The organism is Rhodococcus globerulus NBRC 14531, assembly GCF_001894805.1.
Taxonomy (GTDB): domain Bacteria; phylum Actinomycetota; class Actinomycetes; order Mycobacteriales; family Mycobacteriaceae; genus Rhodococcus_F; species Rhodococcus_F globerula.
The window spans coordinates 35,354-52,408 of sequence record NZ_BCWX01000012.1; the positions used below are offsets into that span (position 1 = coordinate 35,354).

Here is a 17,055-nt window from a genome sequence, read left to right on the forward strand (position 1 = left end):
GCGTCCAATTCAGGTGTTGACTTGACCGCGACGCCGCGACGATGGGACACACGTGACCACAACACTGGATCGACTGACATCCGCTACTGCTGATTTCGACCCGCCCCTGGCCGCTCTCGACCTGACAACTCTGCGCAGCAATGCTGCCGATCTGATTCGCCGGGCCGGGGGAACACCGGTGCGCGTTGCGAGTAAGTCGGTCCGGTGCCGCGCCGTTCTCGAGGAAACACTGGGCGGTGGGCTCACCGAGCAGGGTGGCTTTCGTGGAATCATGGCCTACTCACTGCGGGAGGCATTGTGGTTGGTCGGTCTCGGCGCCCGCGACATCCTGATGGGATATCCCACCGTGGATCGTGGAGCGTTGGCCGAACTCGCCGGTGATCCGGTTGCGATAACGGCGATCACGCTGATGATCGACGACGACGCTCAGCTCGATGTCATCAGATCAGCTGCGCTAGGCGCCGCGCCGATTCGGGTGTGCCTCGACGTGGACGCGTCCCTGCGGATCGGGCCGATTCACCTGGGGGTACGACGCTCTCCGCTCCGCGAACCGAATGATGTTGCCGCACTGGCTGTGCGTGCGCGGTCCCGTGGATTTTCCGTCGTCGGTGTCATGTTCTACGAAGCGCAGATTGCCGGACTGCCGGACACCAGCGCGCCGATCGGCTGGGTCAAGAAGGCCTCCGCCCGGGAACTGTCACACCGGCGAGGTGCTGTCGTTTCTGCGGTCACGGATGCGGTGGGCACCCTCGAGATCGTGAACAGTGGCGGTACCGGATCACTCGAAGTCAGTTCTGCCGATCCGGTGGTCACCGAGGTGACGGCGGGTTCGGGGCTGTATGTGCCGACGCTCTTCGACAGGTACCGGGCCTTCCGGCCGGACCCCGCCCTGTTCTTCGCACTCTCCGCGGTTCGCAAGCCGACCCCGAAGGTCACCACCCTCTTCGGCGGCGGGTACATAGCCTCCGGACCGGCCGGCGCCGCGAGGGTTCCGAAACCGATGCGCCCACTCGGTCTGAAATTGCTCCGCAACGAAGGCGCAGGCGAGGTGCAGACGCCGGTCACAGGACGGGTTGCCGGCGACATCGCGATCGGTGACCGAGTGTGGTTCCGCCACGCAAAGGCCGGCGAATTGTGTGAGCGTTTCGACCACGTGAATCTGGTCGATGCCGACGGCACCGCCACCGCGGTACCGACGTATCGCGGCGACGGGCAGTGCTTCGGCTAGCCGGCTGTCAGGCGCATGAAAGCGCCGAGTTCCACCAGTCCCGCCGGCGTGGTCGGCATGTACTGCGTCAGTGCATACGACCGGACGATGATGGCGCACCATTTTCCGCGTGAGACAGCAACATTGAGGCGGTTGCGCGAGAGTAGGAATGACATGCCTCGTGGAACGTCCTCGATTGCGGACGCTGCCATCGACACAATGGCGACTGCCGCTTCACGTCCCTGGAACTTGTCGACGGTACCCACCTCGACGTCGGTGAATCCCGCTTCGGTGAGATCGCGCTCGATGGTGCCCACCTGGGCGTTGTAGGGCGCGACCACCAGAATGTCCGCCTCGGTCAGGGGCCGGGTGCCGTCGAACTCGCTGGGATCGGTCCATGGCGTGCCGAGGAGTTCGCGGATCTGCGTCACGATGACGGCAGACTCTTCGGGGGAGTACGTCGAGTTGCCGGAATGGTCGACGTACACCGTGTGTACGCCCGCTGCCAGACCGTCGAGTTTCCGTGCAGCGCTTACCGTTTCCTGGGACAGCAGCTTGCCCTCGTAGGACAGCGCCGACACCGGCGCGCACAGGTCGGGGTGCATCCGCCACGTCTTTTCGAGGAAGTATCCCAACTCCGGCGGCAGGGCGCCGTGCCCTTCGGCCAGCCAGCCGAGAGCGGATTCGTCAACAGGTTCGGGATGAGTTCCCTGGCTGACCTGCGGCAGTTGTTGCGGATCGCCGAGCAGCAGCAGATTCCGAGCGGAGACGGCAACGGCAATGGTGTTGGCCAGCGCGAACTGTCCGGCTTCGTCGACGACAAGGAGATCGAGGCTGCCAGGGGGCACTCGATCGGTGTTCGCAAAATCCCACGCGGTGCCACCGATGACGCAACCAGTGGATTCCGCTTCGGACAGGAAGCGGGGGAACTCCTGGGGCGTGATGTCGGTCCACTCCGCAATTCGGCTCCGGCTGCCCTTCTTGGCGACCAGAGCCGGATCGAGGCCGGCCTTGACTATGCCGCCCAGCATGTTCTCCACCACCGAATGCGATTGCGCAACAACACCGATACGCCACTGGTGCTGCTCCACCAGAGCCTTGACCACTCGCGCCCCGGTGTACGTCTTACCGGTACCGGGTGGGCCCTGCACCGCAACATAGGAGTCGTCCAGATCGAGGACGGCAGCCGTGATCGCGGACGCGTAGTCGTTGCCTTCGCCGACCGGTGGAAGCGCGTCGCCGGACAGGGTTCGAGGCGTGAGTCGACGCAGAATGTCGACCGCCGCGCGGCGCGGCAACCCGGGCAATCCGTCGCAGGCTTCTGATGCCGCTGCAGCGATGGACTTTTCCATCGGCACCGTCGGAATAGGGCGTCCGGGAGCCAACGCAACGGGAGTCTCGGAGAACTCGTCACCTCGGAGTAGTTCCTCGATGGTGACAACGTCGAGATTGCCGGATTTTTCGACCGAGACTATCTTCACGCCGTTGGTGCCGCGCTGCGCCGGATTGTCGCCGGCAACGGCGTCGGGAGAGGGAACGTCGTACAGCGCGAACATGTCGGTGCCGGGGCTCAACGTCGTGCCGGTGCCCAGGGTGCCCGTCAACTGGATGTGCCGTCGCGGCTTCTGCCTGGCGGTGTTCTTGTGCCAGTCTGCTTGAATGTCTGGCACGTCGACCACCATCACGTCACGGACATCGACAAGATCTTCGATGGGGGCCGACAAGCGATCGAAGTGCGCCCACCAGTGCGGCTTCTTCTCTCGGCTGTGGTACCCGACCGCCGCAGCGAGGAGGGCTGCGGCGTGTTGCTCGGCGGTTCGCGTCGGGCCGGCTTTGTGCCCGGCGAATTCACGCAATGCGATTTCGGTTTCGGTGAGGTCTTCGACGGGCAGGGCGATCTGTCCTGTCGGCGGACGCAAGGTGATGTCGTGTTCGGCTGCTCGATCGACCAACCAATTACGCAGTCGGAGAGTCGATTCGCAGTCGTACTCGTTGTAGTCGGAGATGCCTTGCAGCAGTTCACTGGCTTCGTCGTCCTTGCCGCGCTCGCGTAGCTCGCAGTAGTCGGAGTACGCAACCACGGACGCCGCGGCATTGACGACGTCGCCGTCCCGGCCGTGTTCTCCCATGTACAGCGGTTCGAGTTTCTTGATGCTGTACGAGCGAGCCCCGATTCGCATGGCCGAGCGGACGAGCGGATACAGATCCACGAGCACACTCTCGCGCAGCAGCGTGTCCACTACCTGCTCGCCCACGCCGTGACGCGCGGCGAGTCGCAAAAGTGCGGACTTCTCGTAGGCCGCGTAGTGATAGACGTGCATGCCCGGATGAGCCTCGCGCCGCGCGGTCACGTAGTCGAGAAAGTCGACGAGCGCTTGGCGTTCACCGGCGCGGTCGTGTGCCCAGAACGGCTTGAACACGTAGTTCTCCGCCGGACCTTCGACGACGCCGAACAGGTACTCCAGCCCCCAATCGGTGGAACCGTCCTCCGCCCACAGGGGATCACCCTCGAAGTCGAAGAAGATGTCTCCGTCGTCCGGCACGGGTAGCCCCCCGAGCACGGACGCGTTGTAGATGTGGAACTCGGCCTCGCCGGATTGTTCCTGGCGCAACTGCAACGCGGCCTGCGCGCGCAACTTGTCCAGAGTGTCGCGGCGGATACCGTCGACGGGTTCGGTGCTGACGGCCAGTTGATCGATCGACCCGATGCCGGCGGCAATCAGCTGCATCCGCTGATTGCCCCGGAGACCAGCCACCAGGAGCAGGTCACGATGGTTCTCGACTTCCACGCTGCACGTATCGCACCGTCCGCAGCGCAGGTACCGGCCGTCGAGCCACTCGGCGGGTGTTCCCTCGGCGTGATGTTCGTCGAGAACCTGCTCGAGCTTGACTCGGCTTGCCGAGAACACCGGCGCGATGTCACCGATGTCGTGGGACGACGTGCTGCCGTCGCCGAGCATCAGATGCACCTGGTCGGAGGCGGCGATTGCGTTGCGGCCCAGCGCGTCCGCATAGGCGGCCAACTGTAGGAGTGCCGATACCTTCGCGTGCCGCGACAGCTTGCTGTCGTACACCGCGTACCGATCGCCCTCGCGCACCAGGAAATCACAGAACCCCAGGAACCGGCCGTCGAAGAACGTTCCCTGGTAGATGACGGGGGCACCGGAGCGTAGGGCTTCGACGGTGGCGAGTGCTGCTTCGGTAAGCCCGGCGCGGGTGTGTTCGGGCCGTTCCATGACAACCACACCGTCGCCGTGTTCGGCGATGAACCGCTCCAACTGTTCGCGCTCGTGGTGTTGACCGAGCGCGGACGTTCGTTCCAGTATCGGATCGGCGTCGACGCCCTCCGCCTTGATCAGCCCGGTTCGCGCGTCGAGTCGCCGCAGTAGGCCGAATTCGCATGTAGCGGCCGCCGAGAGGTCACTGGCGCTGTAGATGATCTGATCATCGAGGAGGAACACAGGGGCGATTGTGCCAGCGATGACCGACAAAACGGCGGGTTGGACATGTCAGGCACGTCGCAATGCCCGTGAGCCAGGCAGAATGTCCACCATGCCCTTTTTTGACGGTCGACGCGGTCAGGTCCATTTTCGGCGGTGGCCCGCTTCCTGCGACGAGTCGCTGGCGATGTCACTGGTGTTCCTGCACGGGCTGGGGCAACACAGCGGTCAGTACCACCGATTTGCGGACGCTCTCACGTCTTCCGGCATCGAGGTCTGGGCGATCGACCACACCGGGCACGGACTGTCCGAAGGGGAACCGGGCGTGGCGGCGCCGTTGTCCGATCTCGCCGCTGATGCCGCGACCTTGGCGGATATCGCCCGCGAAGCGCTACCAGGTATCCCGCAGGCGGTCATGGGGCATTCCCTCGGCGCCGTGACCGCGCTGTCGATGCTGACGCATCAGGATCATCATTTTGTGTCGGCTGTCCTGTGTGGAATCCCGCGCAACGCGGTTGCCCAGAGCGGGTGGGCGGACTTGGCCGATTCCGGGATCCCGGTTCTGGTGGTGCACGGCGTCGACGACCGGATGGCACCGATCGAGCCGGTGCGCACCTGGGCGTCGGCGCTGCCGAATGTGGAGATGCGGGAATTCGAGGATGCGGGCCACGACCTGTTGCACGAGAAGGTGCACACCAGCGTCACTGCCGTGAGCCGCGATTTCCTTCTCGCGCACAGTCGTTGAATCAGGCGAGTGCGTCGAGCACTTCCTTGGACGTCACGGGGTGCGAGAACATCGGGTAGTCGTAGGTGATGGCGTTCTCGTGTTCTGCTGCTGAGGTTCCAGCGACGCAGTCGGTGAGAGTGATGACGCGGTAACCGTTTTCGTAGCCGGTGCGCATGGTGGACTCGACACAGCAGTTGGTCAGGAATCCGCCGAGGATGATCGTGCGGATTCCCTTGCTGCGCAGGATGAAATCGAGGTTGGTGCTCGCGAAAGTATCGAGACCGCGCTTGCCTTCGACGAGGATGTCGCCGTCCTGTGGAGTCAGTTCGTCGACGATTGCCGCTCCCCAGCTGCCCTTGACGAATGCCTTTCCGTCCACGACGCCCTTGAGGATTCCGTACGGGTGCGAGGTGATCTCGTTGTAGCCCTCGGCAAACGTGATCGGCGCGTGCATAACTGTGACACCGGCGGAGCGAGCGGCCTCGACCAGTGCCGTGGTGTTCGCCAGTAGTCCGGTCGATTCCATCACGGGAGCGACAGCGTCATGAAGGACGCCGCCTTCGGTGGTGAAGTCGTTCTGGTATTCGATGAGCACGACTGCGGTGGTTGCGGGGTCCAACTCGAGCTTTTCGGTCATGTCGACACCTTTGGTTGTGTGTTTCGGGCCACTTTCATTAAACAGTTTGTCTGACAAGCAGGCAAGAGGTAGCGTCGGCGACATGGACATAACTCCGCTCTCGCGTATTCCGCTGAGCCTTGCGGTGTCCGGCAGGCTCCGAGACGCGATTCTCGACGGGTCTCTACCGGTCGGCGAGTCCTTGCCAACGGAGCAGGAACTGGCACAGGCTTTTTCGGTGGGCCGCTCCACCGTCCGCGAAGCGCTGCGCGTACTTCAGGCGCAAGGGTTGGTGACCGGTGCCGACACCGTGTCGACGGCGCGTCCCAAGGTGACGCACGAGAACACAGCCGATTCTGCAGCCACGGCGTTGAGCACGGCTGTGCAGGTGGGTGCGGTTCCGCTTCCGGACCTGGTCGAATTGCGGGTGCTCCTCGAAGCCGCGGCACTGCGCGGTGTCCGTGAGGTTCCTGGTGCTGCGCGCGTTGCCATCGAGGAGATGCGTCGCGCCACCGAGAACAACAACGCGTCCGCGTTCCACGACGCGGATGTCGACTTTCACGTCGCCTTGGCGGGTGCCAGCGGGAACCGCGCCTTTGCGCTGGTGATGACGGTTCTGCGCGAGTGTATCGCCGGTTATCTGATGAGTGAACTCGCGGCGGTCGAGGACTCGGCGGCCACTCTCGGGGTGCTGCTCGCGGAACACGAAGCCATCGCCGATGCGATTGCGGCCGGTGAATCCGATTATGCGGCACAGCTTGTCGAGAAGCATGTGCGAGGTTTCTACGAAGGACACTCGAAATGACGACAACGGTGGACATGTTGGGAGACCGACTGCGGGAAGTGCTGGGGGAGAAGGCGACCACAGATCCCGATCGGATGGGCGCCTATACCCGGGACCAATCCTTGCTGACCACCGCCGGTGTTCCGGCGGCTCTGGTCAAGGCAACGTCAGTCGATGATGTCGCCGCGGCGATGACGGTTGCCCACGAACTCTCCATTCCGGTCGTGACACGCGGCGCAGGAACCGGTTTGGCCGGTGCTGCCAATGCTCTCGACGGGTGCATTGTGCTCAGCGTTGCGGGTATGAATCGCATTCTCGACATAGATGCCGCGGCCCGCACGGCAACAGTGGAGCCTGGTGTGATCAACGGCGATCTTGCGGAGGCGGCTCGCGCACAAGGACTTTGGTATGTTCCGGACCCCGGTAGCCGGGCAATCTCGAGCATCGGCGGTAACTTGGCCACCAATGCCGGTGGTATCTGTTGCGCCAAATACGGAGTCACCGGCGACCATGTCGCGGCGCTCACCGCAGTTCTCGCCGACGGTCGCGTGATCCGCACCGGAGCAAAGACTCGCAAGAATGTGGCAGGTCTGGACCTGACCCATCTCCTGGTTGGTTCCGAGGGGACGCTTGCCGTCATCGTCGAAGCCACGATGCGGCTGCGGACCGCGCCCACGGCTGCAACCACGGTTGTTGCGTTCTTCGACTCGGCGGAGAAAGCGATCGAGGCGGTCCTGGCCGTCGCCGCGGTTGCCGAACCGTGTCAGTTGGAGTTGATGGACGCAGTGACCATCGACGCTGTAAACCGCTTCACGAGAATGGGTCTCGACGAATCGGCAGGGGCGATGCTTCTCATTCAATGCGACGGTAGATCTGCCGTGCAGGAAGCGGCAGACTGCGCGGCGGCCTGCACGCGCGTCGGCGCAACCGAGGTGTTCCACACCGACGATCCCGAGGAAGGTGACGCGTTCACCGCCGCGCGTCGCATGGCGTTGCCTGCGCTCGAGGCGATGGGAACCGTGCTACTCGACGACGTTGCCGTCCCGGTACCGGCGTTGCCCCGAATGCTCGAACGTATCCAGGACGCGGCTGAGCGGCACTCGGTGACCATCGGAACCTTCGGTCATGCGGCAGACGGAAATCTCCATCCCACCATCGTGTTCGACGCCGGGGAAGTGGGCGCGCAGGATCGCGCGCGTGGGGCGTTCGACGACATCGTGCACGCGGCACTCGAACTGGACGGCACGATCAGCGGTGAGCACGGCATCGGAGTTCTCAAGGCGCCGTACATGTCCGACATGATCGGTTCGGTCGAACGTGAGTTGATGCTCTCGGTGAAAGCCGCCTTCGACCCGAGGAACATCCTGAACCCCGGTCGCGGTATCTGAGCAGTCATACAGAAATGGCCCGGTTCGCCAACGATGTGAATCATTGGCGAACCGGGCCACATGCTTGCTGTGAGATCAGGCGTACAGATCCGTGATCGCACCCTTGTGTGCTTCGTGAATGATGTTTCGCTTGAGTTTGAGCGTCGGGGTCAGTTCGCCGCCCTCCTGGGTGAAGTCGACCTCGAGGATCGTGTACTTCTTGATCTGCTCCGGGTTCGAGACCTTCTTGTTCGCGTCCGCGACCGCGGAGTCGATTTCGGCGATCAGATCGGCATTCTTGATCAGATCGGCGATGGGGCTTCCGGCCGGCAGGCCGTTGCGCTCGACCCAACCGGGCAGGGTTTCCAGGTCGAGTGTGATCAGTGCGCCGATGAATGGTTGGCCGTCACCGACCACGAGGCACTGGCTGATCAGAGCGTGAGCGCGGAGTGAATCCTCGAGACCGGCCGGTGCGACGTTCTTTCCGCCTGCGGTGACGATGATTTCTTTCTTGCGCCCGGTGATCGAGACGTAGCCTTCGTTGTCGATCGATCCGAGGTCACCGGTGTGGAACCAGCCGTCGATGATCGACTCTGCAGTGGCCTTCTCGTTGTGCCAGTAGCCGGCAAAGACCACCGGACCCTGCACCAGGAGTTCACCGTCGTCTGCGATGCGAGCGGCATGACCGTTGATCGGCTTGCCCACGGTTCCGACGCGCTGCGCGGCGGAGGTGTTGACCGTGATGGCGGCGCTGGTCTCGGTGAGGCCGTAGCCCTCGTAGATCGGGATGCCGACGCCACGGAAGAAGTGACCCAGGCGGGCTCCGAGTGCAGCGCCGCCGGAGACCGCACGTTCGCAGTCGCCGCCGAGGGCCGCACGCAGCTTCGAGTACACAAGCTTGTCGAACACAGCGTGCTTGAGCTTGAGTGCGATGCCGGGGCCGCCCTTTTCGAGCGCTTCGCTGTACTCGATGGCCGTTGCTGCTGCCTTGTCGAAGATGCTGCCCTTGCCGCCGTCGACTGCCTTCTGGCGTGCCGAGTTGAACACCTTCTCGAATACTCGCGGAACCGAGAGAATGAAGGTCGGCTTGAACACGGCAAACTGCTCGAGGAGTGTCGTGAGGTCCGACGTGTGGCCAACGGTGACCTTGGAGTCGAAGGCGCCGAAGGAGATTGCCCGCGCGAAGACGTGAGCGAGCGGCAGGAACATCAGGGTCTTCTTGCCGGGAACCATGGATTCCGGCATGGCCAGGCGGCACGCGGCGGACTCTGCGTAGAAGTTGGCGTGTGTCAGCTGGACGCCCTTGGGGCGGCCAGTGGTGCCGGAGGTGTAGATCAACGTTGCCGGCGATGCGGCCGTGACCTGGTGACGACGGGTTTCGAGTTCTTCGTCGGTGATTGCGGCACCGCGACTCGTCAGGTCTTCGAGAGCGCCTGATTCGATGACGAGGACCTCACGAAGCGCCGCGGCGGCTTCGGTGACGTCCTTGATGTTCGTGGCGTGATCGGCAGTCTCGACGATCAGCAGAGACGTAGCCGAATCCTCGAGGATCCACTGCGCCTGATCGGGGGAAGAGGTTTCGTAAATGGCGACGGTGCAGCCGCCGGCTGTCCAGATCGCGTAGTCGGTGACAACCCACTCGTAGCGTGTTGCCGAGAGGATAGCGACGCGGTCGCCGAGCTCGACTCCGGACGCGATCAGCCCCTTCGCTACGGCCGAGACCTGCTTGGCGAATTCGGCTGCTGTGACATCGACCCACGCGCCGTTGACGAGTCGCTGGAACGGCACGAATGTGGGGTCTTCGCTGGCGTGCCGGAACACCGAATCCGCCATTGACGCGTTCTCCGGAATTGTGAACGTCTGTGGAACTGAAAACTCACGCACTTTGACCCCTCCAGTGACTACCGATAACTTCGATGTGCATTGCATCACATTAGTCGTTATTTTGCACTGTCGTTACTATTCGGTAGATCCAGTTGGGCCCCGACCAGGGAATTAGTGTTACTCGATGTTGCGGGTTACTTATGCGGCGCGCTCCAACGACCGCCCGTGGATCGACAGCCAGCGCCTGATTGCGTAGTCCAATCTGTCTGAATCCACTCCCAGTTGCTCCGCGGTTGCTGCGAGTATCTCGGCCGCGTCCGTCAGAGGTTCCGTCGTGCCGAGTGTTGTGCTGATGAACGTGTCGGCGGCGGTGCCCAGATCGGTGTGGGGGATACCTGCCAGCATCAGCAGATGTGCCCAGGTGACTTCCGCGTCGTCGCCGCACGCTTCGGTCCACGCTTGCCGGACGGCGTCGAGTGAGTGATCGGAATCAGCGGCGGCGAGAAGATCTTCGACAGAGTTGATGTGCAGGTGATGCAAGCGCTCGGCGACCTGCTGGATGTGTCGTGCCTCGATCGGAACGCCGGTCGCGGTGTATCGACGCTTGTACGAGCCGATCTTGCCGGCCCATTGGTCGGAACTGCCCGCTTCCTCGAAGGTTCGGAGGAGTTCACGTGCGCCGTCGGTCACTGGTAAGGATTCACGAGCTTGCCGGTAGGCGAGGTACCGGTCGACGACGGCAACTTCGCTGTGGCCGCAACTGGACTGCACGGACTCGATGATGCACAGGGCCAGGCTCGCGCGGTAGGCGTCGGAAGCCACCCATGCAGAGGGGTCGCCTAATCGGTCGCGGCATGCTGCTGCGACTACGTCGACGGTATCGGTCGAGATGCTCACGATGTCCTCCAGAAAACTGCCTGTGTCGTTTCTGCTCCACACGGGCTATCGGCACCGAGGCGCAAAATGTTGCACACATCACACAAGTTTTCTGAAAAGTCGAGAAGTTCATCCTTCGAGCAGGTCAACGACCTCGGAGTCGGTCAGCTGATGGAAGTCGTCGAAGGCCGCGCCGACCCCACCGAGTATCGCCGGAACGAAGGGACATATGACGCGGTCGGCCGAATCGGCAAGCAGGCGGATCGATTCCGGTGATGCGACGGGGACGGCAACGATCACTCCCGTTGCACCCTGCGCCCTGGCACATGCCGACGCCACAGCGGCACTCGCTCCCGTCGCCATTCCGTCGTCGACGATGACGGCCGTTCGCCCGCTGAGCGGAACTGCCGGGCGGCCGGCCCGGAGGAGGTGTGCCCGACGCTCGAGTTCTGCTCGCTCGGACTCTTCGACCCGCGCCAGCGCTTGCGGTGATACCCGCTCGGCGGCAATCACGTCGTGGTTGAGTACGCGGGTGTCACCTTCGCCGATGGCACCGAGAGCCAGTTCGGGATTTCGGGGGGAGCCGAGTTTGCGTACTACGAGGATGTCGAGCGGTGCATCCAGCGCCGACGCGACCTCGACCGCGACAGGAACGCCGCCGCGCGGCAGTCCGAGAACGACGGGATCGTGGAGTCGCGCGGCGTCCAGCGACCGGGCGAACATCGCAGCGAGGGCCCGGCCTGCGGCAAATCGGTCTCGGTACTGTGCCATAGCTGTCCTGATTGAGGTGTGACCTCGATACTTCCGACGCTACTCGGTTCTCCCGTCACCGTTCGGTAACTGTGAACCGACGCAGTGAGAGGGCGGGATTCTTTTCGCGGACCTCGTCGATTCGCCTGCGGCTGACCTGCGCGGTCGCCACACCCACCTGCTCGCCGAGAGAGCACAGCACCACACCCATGGGGTCGACGATCATGCTGGCACCGGCGCCGCCGCGGGCGCTTTGATCCGCTGCGGCGATGTACATGGTGTTCTCGATCGCGCGCGCTCGGATCAGCGTGGTCCAGTGGTCTTCCTTCAACGGCCCGGGTACCCACTGCGCCGGTAGGAGCAGGACGTCAGCACCGGCGTCGACGATCCTGCGGGTGACTTCGGGGAACCGGAGGTCGTAGCAGGTCTGGAGCCCGAATGTGAAGCCGTCGCACTGAAAGGTCTGTGGGTCCTCGATCTGGCCAGGCGCGATCACTGCCGATTCGAGGTAGCCGAACGCGTCGTAGAGGTGAAGCTTGCGATACGTGGCAACCAATTCGCCGCGCGGGTCCATCGCGACAAGCGTGTTGGAGATCCTGCTCACGTTGGGCAGACGTTCGTTCATTCCGGCGACGACGAAGATCCCGAACTCCGCGGCAATGGCGGACAGCCCGGTTCCGAAGTCACCGCCGAGGTCCTCGGCGGACTCGATCAGGCGCTCGTCGCTGCGCGGCGGCGTGAACATCGAGTACTCGGGAGCGACCAGCACTTTTGCACCCTGACCAGCGGCATCGGACGCCAGAGTGCGCAGTGACTTCAGGTTCGCCTCCTTGTTCATGTCGGGGGCGAACTGGGCAACGGCAACGACGGTCCGAGAGGGGCTGTTGGCGGCGTCTTCAGTCATGCTTCTTACGCTAGGCGAAACGCCCGGTGAACGCGGATGCACCGGAATAGTTCAGCAGGTCGGTTCTCGTGTCTATACTCCTTCGGCTAAACTGCTGGTCAAATGAGTGATATTGAGCGTGACCCCGAACCCCCAACATTTGCCGACCTCGACATCGATGATCGGGTACTGAAGGCACTGTCTGACGTGGGCTACGAGTCGCCCTCGCCGATCCAGGCTGCCACCATTCCGCCGCTGCTCGAAGGCAAGGACGTCGTCGGACTTGCCCAGACCGGTACCGGTAAGACCGCGGCCTTCGCGGTTCCCGTCCTGTCGCGGATCGACACGTCGATCAAGCAGACGCAGGCACTGGTGCTGGCTCCGACACGTGAGCTCGCGTTGCAGGTTGCCGAGGCATTCGGCAAGTACTCCGCGCACATCCCCGGCCTTAACGTCCTGCCGATCTACGGCGGCCAGAGCTACGGTGTCCAGCTGTCCGGCCTGCGGCGCGGCGCGCACGTTGTGGTCGGTACGCCCGGTCGTGTCATCGACCACCTCGAAAAGGGCACTCTGGACCTGACCAACCTCAAGTACCTCGTTCTCGACGAGGCCGACGAGATGCTGAAGATGGGTTTCCAGGAGGACGTCGAGCGCATCCTCCGCGACACCCCCAGCGAGAAGCAGGTTGCCCTGTTCTCCGCGACGATGCCCGGTTCCATCCGCCGCATCTCGAAGCAGTACCTGAACAACCCGGTCGAGATCACGGTCAAGTCCAAGACCTCGACGGCGTCGAACATCACGCAGCGCTACATCCAGGTCGCGCACCAGCGCAAGCTCGACGCGTTGACCCGTGTCCTCGAGGTCGAGGCCTTCGAGGCGATGATCATCTTCGTCCGCACCAAGCAGGCCACCGAAGAGCTGGCAGAAAAGCTGCGCGCTCGCGGGCACTCCGCTGCCGCCATCAACGGTGACATCGTGCAGACGCAGCGTGAGCGGACCATCGGTCAGCTCAAGAACGGTGCACTCGACATCCTCGTGGCCACCGACGTCGCTGCGCGTGGCCTGGATGTCGACCGCATCTCGCATGTCGTGAACTACGACATCCCGCACGACACCGAGTCATACGTCCACCGCATCGGCCGTACGGGTCGCGCCGGACGCCAGGGTGACGCTCTGCTGTTCGTCGCTCCGCGTGAGCGTCATCTGCTCAAGTCCATCGAAAAGGCAACCCGCCAGCCCCTGGCCGAGATGCAGTTGCCCAGCGTCGACGACGTGAACGCGCAGCGTGTTTCCAAGTTCGGTGACTCCATCACCGAGAGCCTGGCATCCGAGAACCTGGCGCTGTTCCGCAAGATGATCGAGGACTACGACCAGGAACACGATGTTCCGCTCATCGACATCGCTGCCGCCTTGGCAGTGCAGTCGCGTGACGGCGACGCCTTCCTGCTCGCTCCCGAGCCGCCGGCACCGCCGCGTCGTGAGCGTGAGCCGCGCGAACCGCGTCCGCCGCGCCGATTCGACGACGGTCCGGCTCCGCGTTCGCGTGGACCCGAGGGCCAGGAGTTGGCGGCGTACCGCATCGCGGTCGGTAAGCGTCATCGCGTAGTGCCGGGTGCCATCGTCGGTGCCATCGCCAACGAGGGCGGCTTGCGTCGCAGCGACTTCGGACACATCAGCATTCGTCCCGATCACTCCATCGTGGAGTTGCCGGCAGATCTGTCCAACGAGACCCTCGAGGCTCTGCGACGGACGCGTATCTCCGGCGTCCTGATCCAGTTGCAGCCTGACTTCGGCCCGCCGCAGGGACGCCCGAGCGGCCGCGGTGGTCGTGACGACCGTGGTGGACGCGACAGTCGGGGTGGCGGACGCGATCGCTACGACAGCTGATCTTCGTCTCGAAAACTAACAGGCGCTGCTCCCCGTTCAAGGGGAGCAGCGCCTGTTTTTTGTAGCCTGTTTCTGTATCAGAGGGTGCTGGGCTCGAGATCGTGGGAATCTTTACTGCCGGTGTTGAATTGGGTTCGGTACAGCTCGGCGTACCGACCGCTGTGAGCGAGCAGTTCGGTGTGCGTTCCGCGCTCGATGATGCGGCCCGCTTCGACGACCAGGATGAGATCGGCCGCGCGAATGGTGGACAGGCGGTGCGCGATCACGACTGCTGTCCGGCCGGCAAGAGCTTCACCGAGTGCTTCCTGAACCGCAGCTTCGGAGGTCGAATCCAGATGGGCGGTGGCTTCGTCGAGGATGACAACGCGAGGTTGGGCGAGCAACAACCGCGCGATGGTCAGGCGTTGACGCTCACCGCCGGAGAGACGGTAGCCGCGCTCGCCGACAACCGTGTCGAGTCCTTCCGGCAGTGACGCGACCAGAGCGGTGAGGCGCGCTCGCTCGAGGACCTCGCGGAGTTCGGTCTCGGATGCACCAGGTCGTGCGAGTAGCAGGTTGGACCGGAGACTCTCGTGGAACAGGTGCCCGTCCTGGGTGACCATACCGACAGTTTCGCGAATGGAATCGGCGCTGAGGTCGCGAACGTCGACGCCGGCGAGTTCGACGGAACCTGAATCCACGTCGTAGAGGCGCGGAATCATTTGGGCGATGGTGGATTTACCGGCACCGGATGTTCCGACGAGCGCAACCATCTGGCCGGCTTCGGTGCGGAAGGACAGTTCATGGAGTACGTTCTCGCCGCCGCGGCTGTCGAGAATCGCCACTTCTTCGAGCGATGCGAGGGACACTTTGTCCGCCGACGGATATGCGAACTTCACGTTCTTGAACTCGACGGACACGGGCCCGTCCGGTACAGCGACAGCGTTGGGCTTCTCGGTGATCAACGGCGCGAGATCGAGTATTTCGAAGACTCGCTCGAAACTGACGAGGGCGCTCATGACGTCCATTCGGGCGCTCGCGAGAGCCGTCAGCGGGGAGTACAGCCGAGTCAGCAGCAACGCCATCGAGACAACGGCACCGGCGTCCAACTGCCCGCGCAAGGCGTAGTAGCCGCCGAGGCCGTAGACGAGGGCTAGAGCCAAGGCTGAGACGAGCGTCAGGGCCGTGACGAAAACGGACTGAAGCATGGCCGTCCGCACGCCGATGTTGCGCACGCGTCGGGCACGCACCGCGAACTCGACCGACTCTTGTGTCGGGCGTCCGAACAGTTTGACCAGCGTTGCGCCCGGCGCCGAGAAACGCTCGGTCATCTGGGTGCTCATCACCGAATTATGGTTGGCGGCTTCACGATTGAGAGCCGCCAGCCGGGCACCCATGCGCCTGGCCGGAATCACGAAGATCGGCAGGAGCAGTAGTGCGAGGACGGTGATCTGCCAGGAGATCCCGAGCATGACGATCAGCGTGATCACCAGCGTGACCAGATTGCTGACCACTCCGGACAGGGTGTCACTGAACGCGCGTTGGGCGCCGATGACGTCGTTGTTGAGGCGGCTGACCAAAGCTCCCGTGCGCGTGCGGGTGAAGAACGCGATAGGCATTTTCTGGACGTGGTCGAACACCGTGGTCCGCAGGAGCAAGATCAGGTCTTCGCCGATACTCGCGGAGAGCCAGCGCGTCAGCAGTCCGAGTGCGGCTTCGAGAATCGCCACAATCGCGATCAACACCGCCAGGATGACCACAACCTTGACGGCGTCGCCGCCGACTATCGCGTTGACCACCCGGCCTGCCAGGACCGGTGTTGCGACGGCGAGTGCCGCCGTCACCACGCTCAGAAGGAGGTACCAGCTGAGGTTGCGTTTCTGCGGAATCGCGAACGTCGCGATTCTTTTCAGCGTCGCCTTCGAAAAAGGCCGCTTGTCGTCTTGCGCGTGCATCGCGTTGTACATAGCGTTCCACGCGGTGACTTCCATACTCATGTGTCAGGCCCTTCGGTCGCCGGCCACGAAGATTACGCGGCCGGTACGACACGAAGGTAAAACCTCGAGTGTGCTTGAGGTCAAGCCCACTACTTGGCTACGTCTACCACCACACGCGTGGGGTTCGTCAGCAGCGTCACCGAGAATGGCTGCTTTTCCGTTACGCCGACGAACGACTGTGTGACACCTTCGAAGACCGACGACCCGTTGACTTCGGTGACAACTCCACCAGCGATTCCGGGGACGGGGTTCGGGCCGGAGTACTGTTCCACGCCGCTGTCGAACGGGTAGGCGGAACCGTCGATCAGCACCTGGATTATTGCGCCGCCGGCAATCTCCATGGGCTTGCCGCTGCCTTCTTGAACAGCCGCGTCGACGTACTTGACGCGCCATCCGGGGGTTCCGGTTCCACCCATCTCGTACACGACGCGGTCGAAGTTCTCGTGCGAGCCGATCCGGACGTCGGTGACGGTCAGCTTCGATTCTGCGACGGCTGCGGCGGTTTTGTCCGAGCTGTCGGTTGGCGCGGGTTCTGCGGCTGCGGCGCTCGTGGTCGCGGAGACCGAGGTGGTGACGGCGGTCGGTGTGGTCTCTGCGGTCTGTGAGCACGCGGTCAGGCCGGCCCCCACGATGATGGCAGCGATGGCGGCAACTGATTTAGTCCGGTTCGTTGTCATGGTTCGATCGTAGGACTCTCAGTCCGTGGCTCTGCGACGGC

The 17,055-nt window shown here is 63.5% G+C and carries 13 protein-coding genes; 5 read left to right on the forward strand and 8 right to left on the reverse strand.

The window, feature by feature from the left end; translation table 11 throughout:
- Positions 1 to 52 precede the first annotated feature (52 nt).
- On the forward strand, positions 53 to 1,228 hold the full coding sequence (locus RG2_RS30070; RefSeq protein WP_033236721.1) for an amino acid deaminase/aldolase: 1,176 nt from the start codon (positions 53 to 55) through the stop codon (positions 1,226 to 1,228).
- Here RG2_RS30070 and RG2_RS30075 read toward each other — a convergent pair.
- A complete protein-coding gene (locus tag RG2_RS30075) occupies positions 1,225 to 4,668 on the reverse strand; it encodes a TM0106 family RecB-like putative nuclease (RefSeq protein ID WP_033236747.1) in 3,444 nt (1,147 codons plus the stop codon). The two genes, RG2_RS30070 and RG2_RS30075, sit on opposite strands and share 4 nt — an antisense overlap.
- Positions 4,669 to 4,750: 82 nt before the next feature.
- Between RG2_RS30075 and RG2_RS30080 the strand changes: the two genes are divergently transcribed.
- Positions 4,751 to 5,392: an alpha/beta hydrolase gene (locus RG2_RS30080; protein WP_033236722.1), complete on the forward strand. Its 642-nt coding sequence runs from the start codon at positions 4,751 to 4,753 to the stop codon at positions 5,390 to 5,392.
- A 1-nt stretch (position 5,393) separates the two neighbouring features.
- Here the strand turns inward: RG2_RS30080 and RG2_RS30085 are convergent, their stop codons facing one another.
- Positions 5,394 to 6,011 (reverse strand): cysteine hydrolase family protein, encoded by a 618-nt coding sequence (locus tag RG2_RS30085; protein WP_033236723.1) that lies wholly within the window; start codon positions 6,009 to 6,011, stop codon positions 5,394 to 5,396.
- A gap of 82 nt (positions 6,012 to 6,093) precedes the next feature.
- Here RG2_RS30085 and RG2_RS30090 point away from each other — a divergent pair, with 82 nt between their 5' ends.
- A complete protein-coding gene (locus tag RG2_RS30090; RefSeq protein ID WP_033236724.1) occupies positions 6,094 to 6,795 on the forward strand; it encodes a FadR/GntR family transcriptional regulator in 702 nt (233 codons plus the stop codon).
- On the forward strand, positions 6,792 to 8,162 hold the full coding sequence (locus RG2_RS30095; protein WP_033236725.1) for an FAD-binding oxidoreductase: 1,371 nt from the start codon (positions 6,792 to 6,794) through the stop codon (positions 8,160 to 8,162). Before RG2_RS30090 ends, RG2_RS30095 begins: the two co-directional genes overlap by 4 nt.
- A gap of 75 nt (positions 8,163 to 8,237) precedes the next feature.
- On the opposite strand, the gene RG2_RS30100 is transcribed toward RG2_RS30095, so the two are convergent.
- The 4 genes from RG2_RS30100 to RG2_RS30115 form a co-directional block, all read right to left on the reverse strand.
- Positions 8,238 to 10,025: an AMP-dependent synthetase/ligase gene (locus tag RG2_RS30100; protein WP_033236726.1), complete on the reverse strand. Its 1,788-nt coding sequence runs from the start codon at positions 10,023 to 10,025 to the stop codon at positions 8,238 to 8,240.
- Between the two features lie 138 nt (positions 10,026 to 10,163).
- Entirely contained in the window at positions 10,164 to 10,862 is a 699-nt protein-coding gene (locus RG2_RS30105) for a DUF8548 family protein (protein ID WP_033236748.1), read from the reverse strand.
- A gap of 108 nt (positions 10,863 to 10,970) precedes the next feature.
- Positions 10,971 to 11,612 carry a phosphoribosyltransferase gene (locus tag RG2_RS30110; RefSeq protein ID WP_033236727.1) on the reverse strand — a complete coding sequence of 214 codons (642 nt, stop codon included), beginning with the start codon at positions 11,610 to 11,612 and terminating at the stop codon, positions 10,971 to 10,973.
- A gap of 55 nt (positions 11,613 to 11,667) precedes the next feature.
- Positions 11,668 to 12,495: a carbon-nitrogen hydrolase family protein gene (locus tag RG2_RS30115; protein ID WP_033236728.1), complete on the reverse strand. Its 828-nt coding sequence runs from the start codon at positions 12,493 to 12,495 to the stop codon at positions 11,668 to 11,670.
- A gap of 102 nt (positions 12,496 to 12,597) precedes the next feature.
- On the opposite strand from RG2_RS30115, the gene RG2_RS30120 reads away from it, so the two are divergent.
- Positions 12,598 to 14,361, forward strand: coding sequence for a DEAD/DEAH box helicase (locus RG2_RS30120; RefSeq protein WP_033236729.1), 1,764 nt, complete (start codon positions 12,598 to 12,600; stop codon positions 14,359 to 14,361).
- 77 nt (positions 14,362 to 14,438) lie between these two features.
- Here the strand turns inward: RG2_RS30120 and RG2_RS30125 are convergent, their stop codons facing one another.
- Positions 14,439 to 16,337: an ABC transporter ATP-binding protein gene (locus tag RG2_RS30125; protein WP_033236730.1), complete on the reverse strand. Its 1,899-nt coding sequence runs from the start codon at positions 16,335 to 16,337 to the stop codon at positions 14,439 to 14,441.
- An 89-nt stretch (positions 16,338 to 16,426) separates the two neighbouring features.
- Entirely contained in the window at positions 16,427 to 17,014 is a 588-nt protein-coding gene (locus RG2_RS30130; RefSeq protein WP_033236731.1) for an AMIN-like domain-containing (lipo)protein, read from the reverse strand.
- Positions 17,015 to 17,055 lie beyond the last annotated feature (41 nt).

Bases quoted from the DNA above. Each gene is read 5' to 3' on its own strand.
- RG2_RS30130 (WP_033236731.1), bottom strand. From the start codon at position 17,014: ATGACAACGAACCGGACTAAATCAGTTGCCGCCATCGCTGCCATCATC.
- RG2_RS30120 (WP_033236729.1), top strand. From the start codon at position 12,598: ATGAGTGATATTGAGCGTGACCCCGAACCCCCAACATTTGCCGACCTC.
- RG2_RS30080 (WP_033236722.1), top strand. From the start codon at position 4,751: ATGTCCACCATGCCCTTTTTTGACGGTCGACGCGGTCAGGTCCATTTT.
- RG2_RS30125 (WP_033236730.1), bottom strand. From the start codon at position 16,337: ATGAGTATGGAAGTCACCGCGTGGAACGCTATGTACAACGCGATGCAC.
- RG2_RS30090 (WP_033236724.1), top strand. From the start codon at position 6,094: ATGGACATAACTCCGCTCTCGCGTATTCCGCTGAGCCTTGCGGTGTCC.
- RG2_RS30115 (WP_033236728.1), bottom strand. From the start codon at position 12,495: ATGACTGAAGACGCCGCCAACAGCCCCTCTCGGACCGTCGTTGCCGTT.
- RG2_RS30085 (WP_033236723.1), bottom strand. From the start codon at position 6,011: ATGACCGAAAAGCTCGAGTTGGACCCCGCAACCACCGCAGTCGTGCTC.
- RG2_RS30110 (WP_033236727.1), bottom strand. From the start codon at position 11,612: ATGGCACAGTACCGAGACCGATTTGCCGCAGGCCGGGCCCTCGCTGCG.
- RG2_RS30095 (WP_033236725.1), top strand. From the start codon at position 6,792: ATGACGACAACGGTGGACATGTTGGGAGACCGACTGCGGGAAGTGCTG.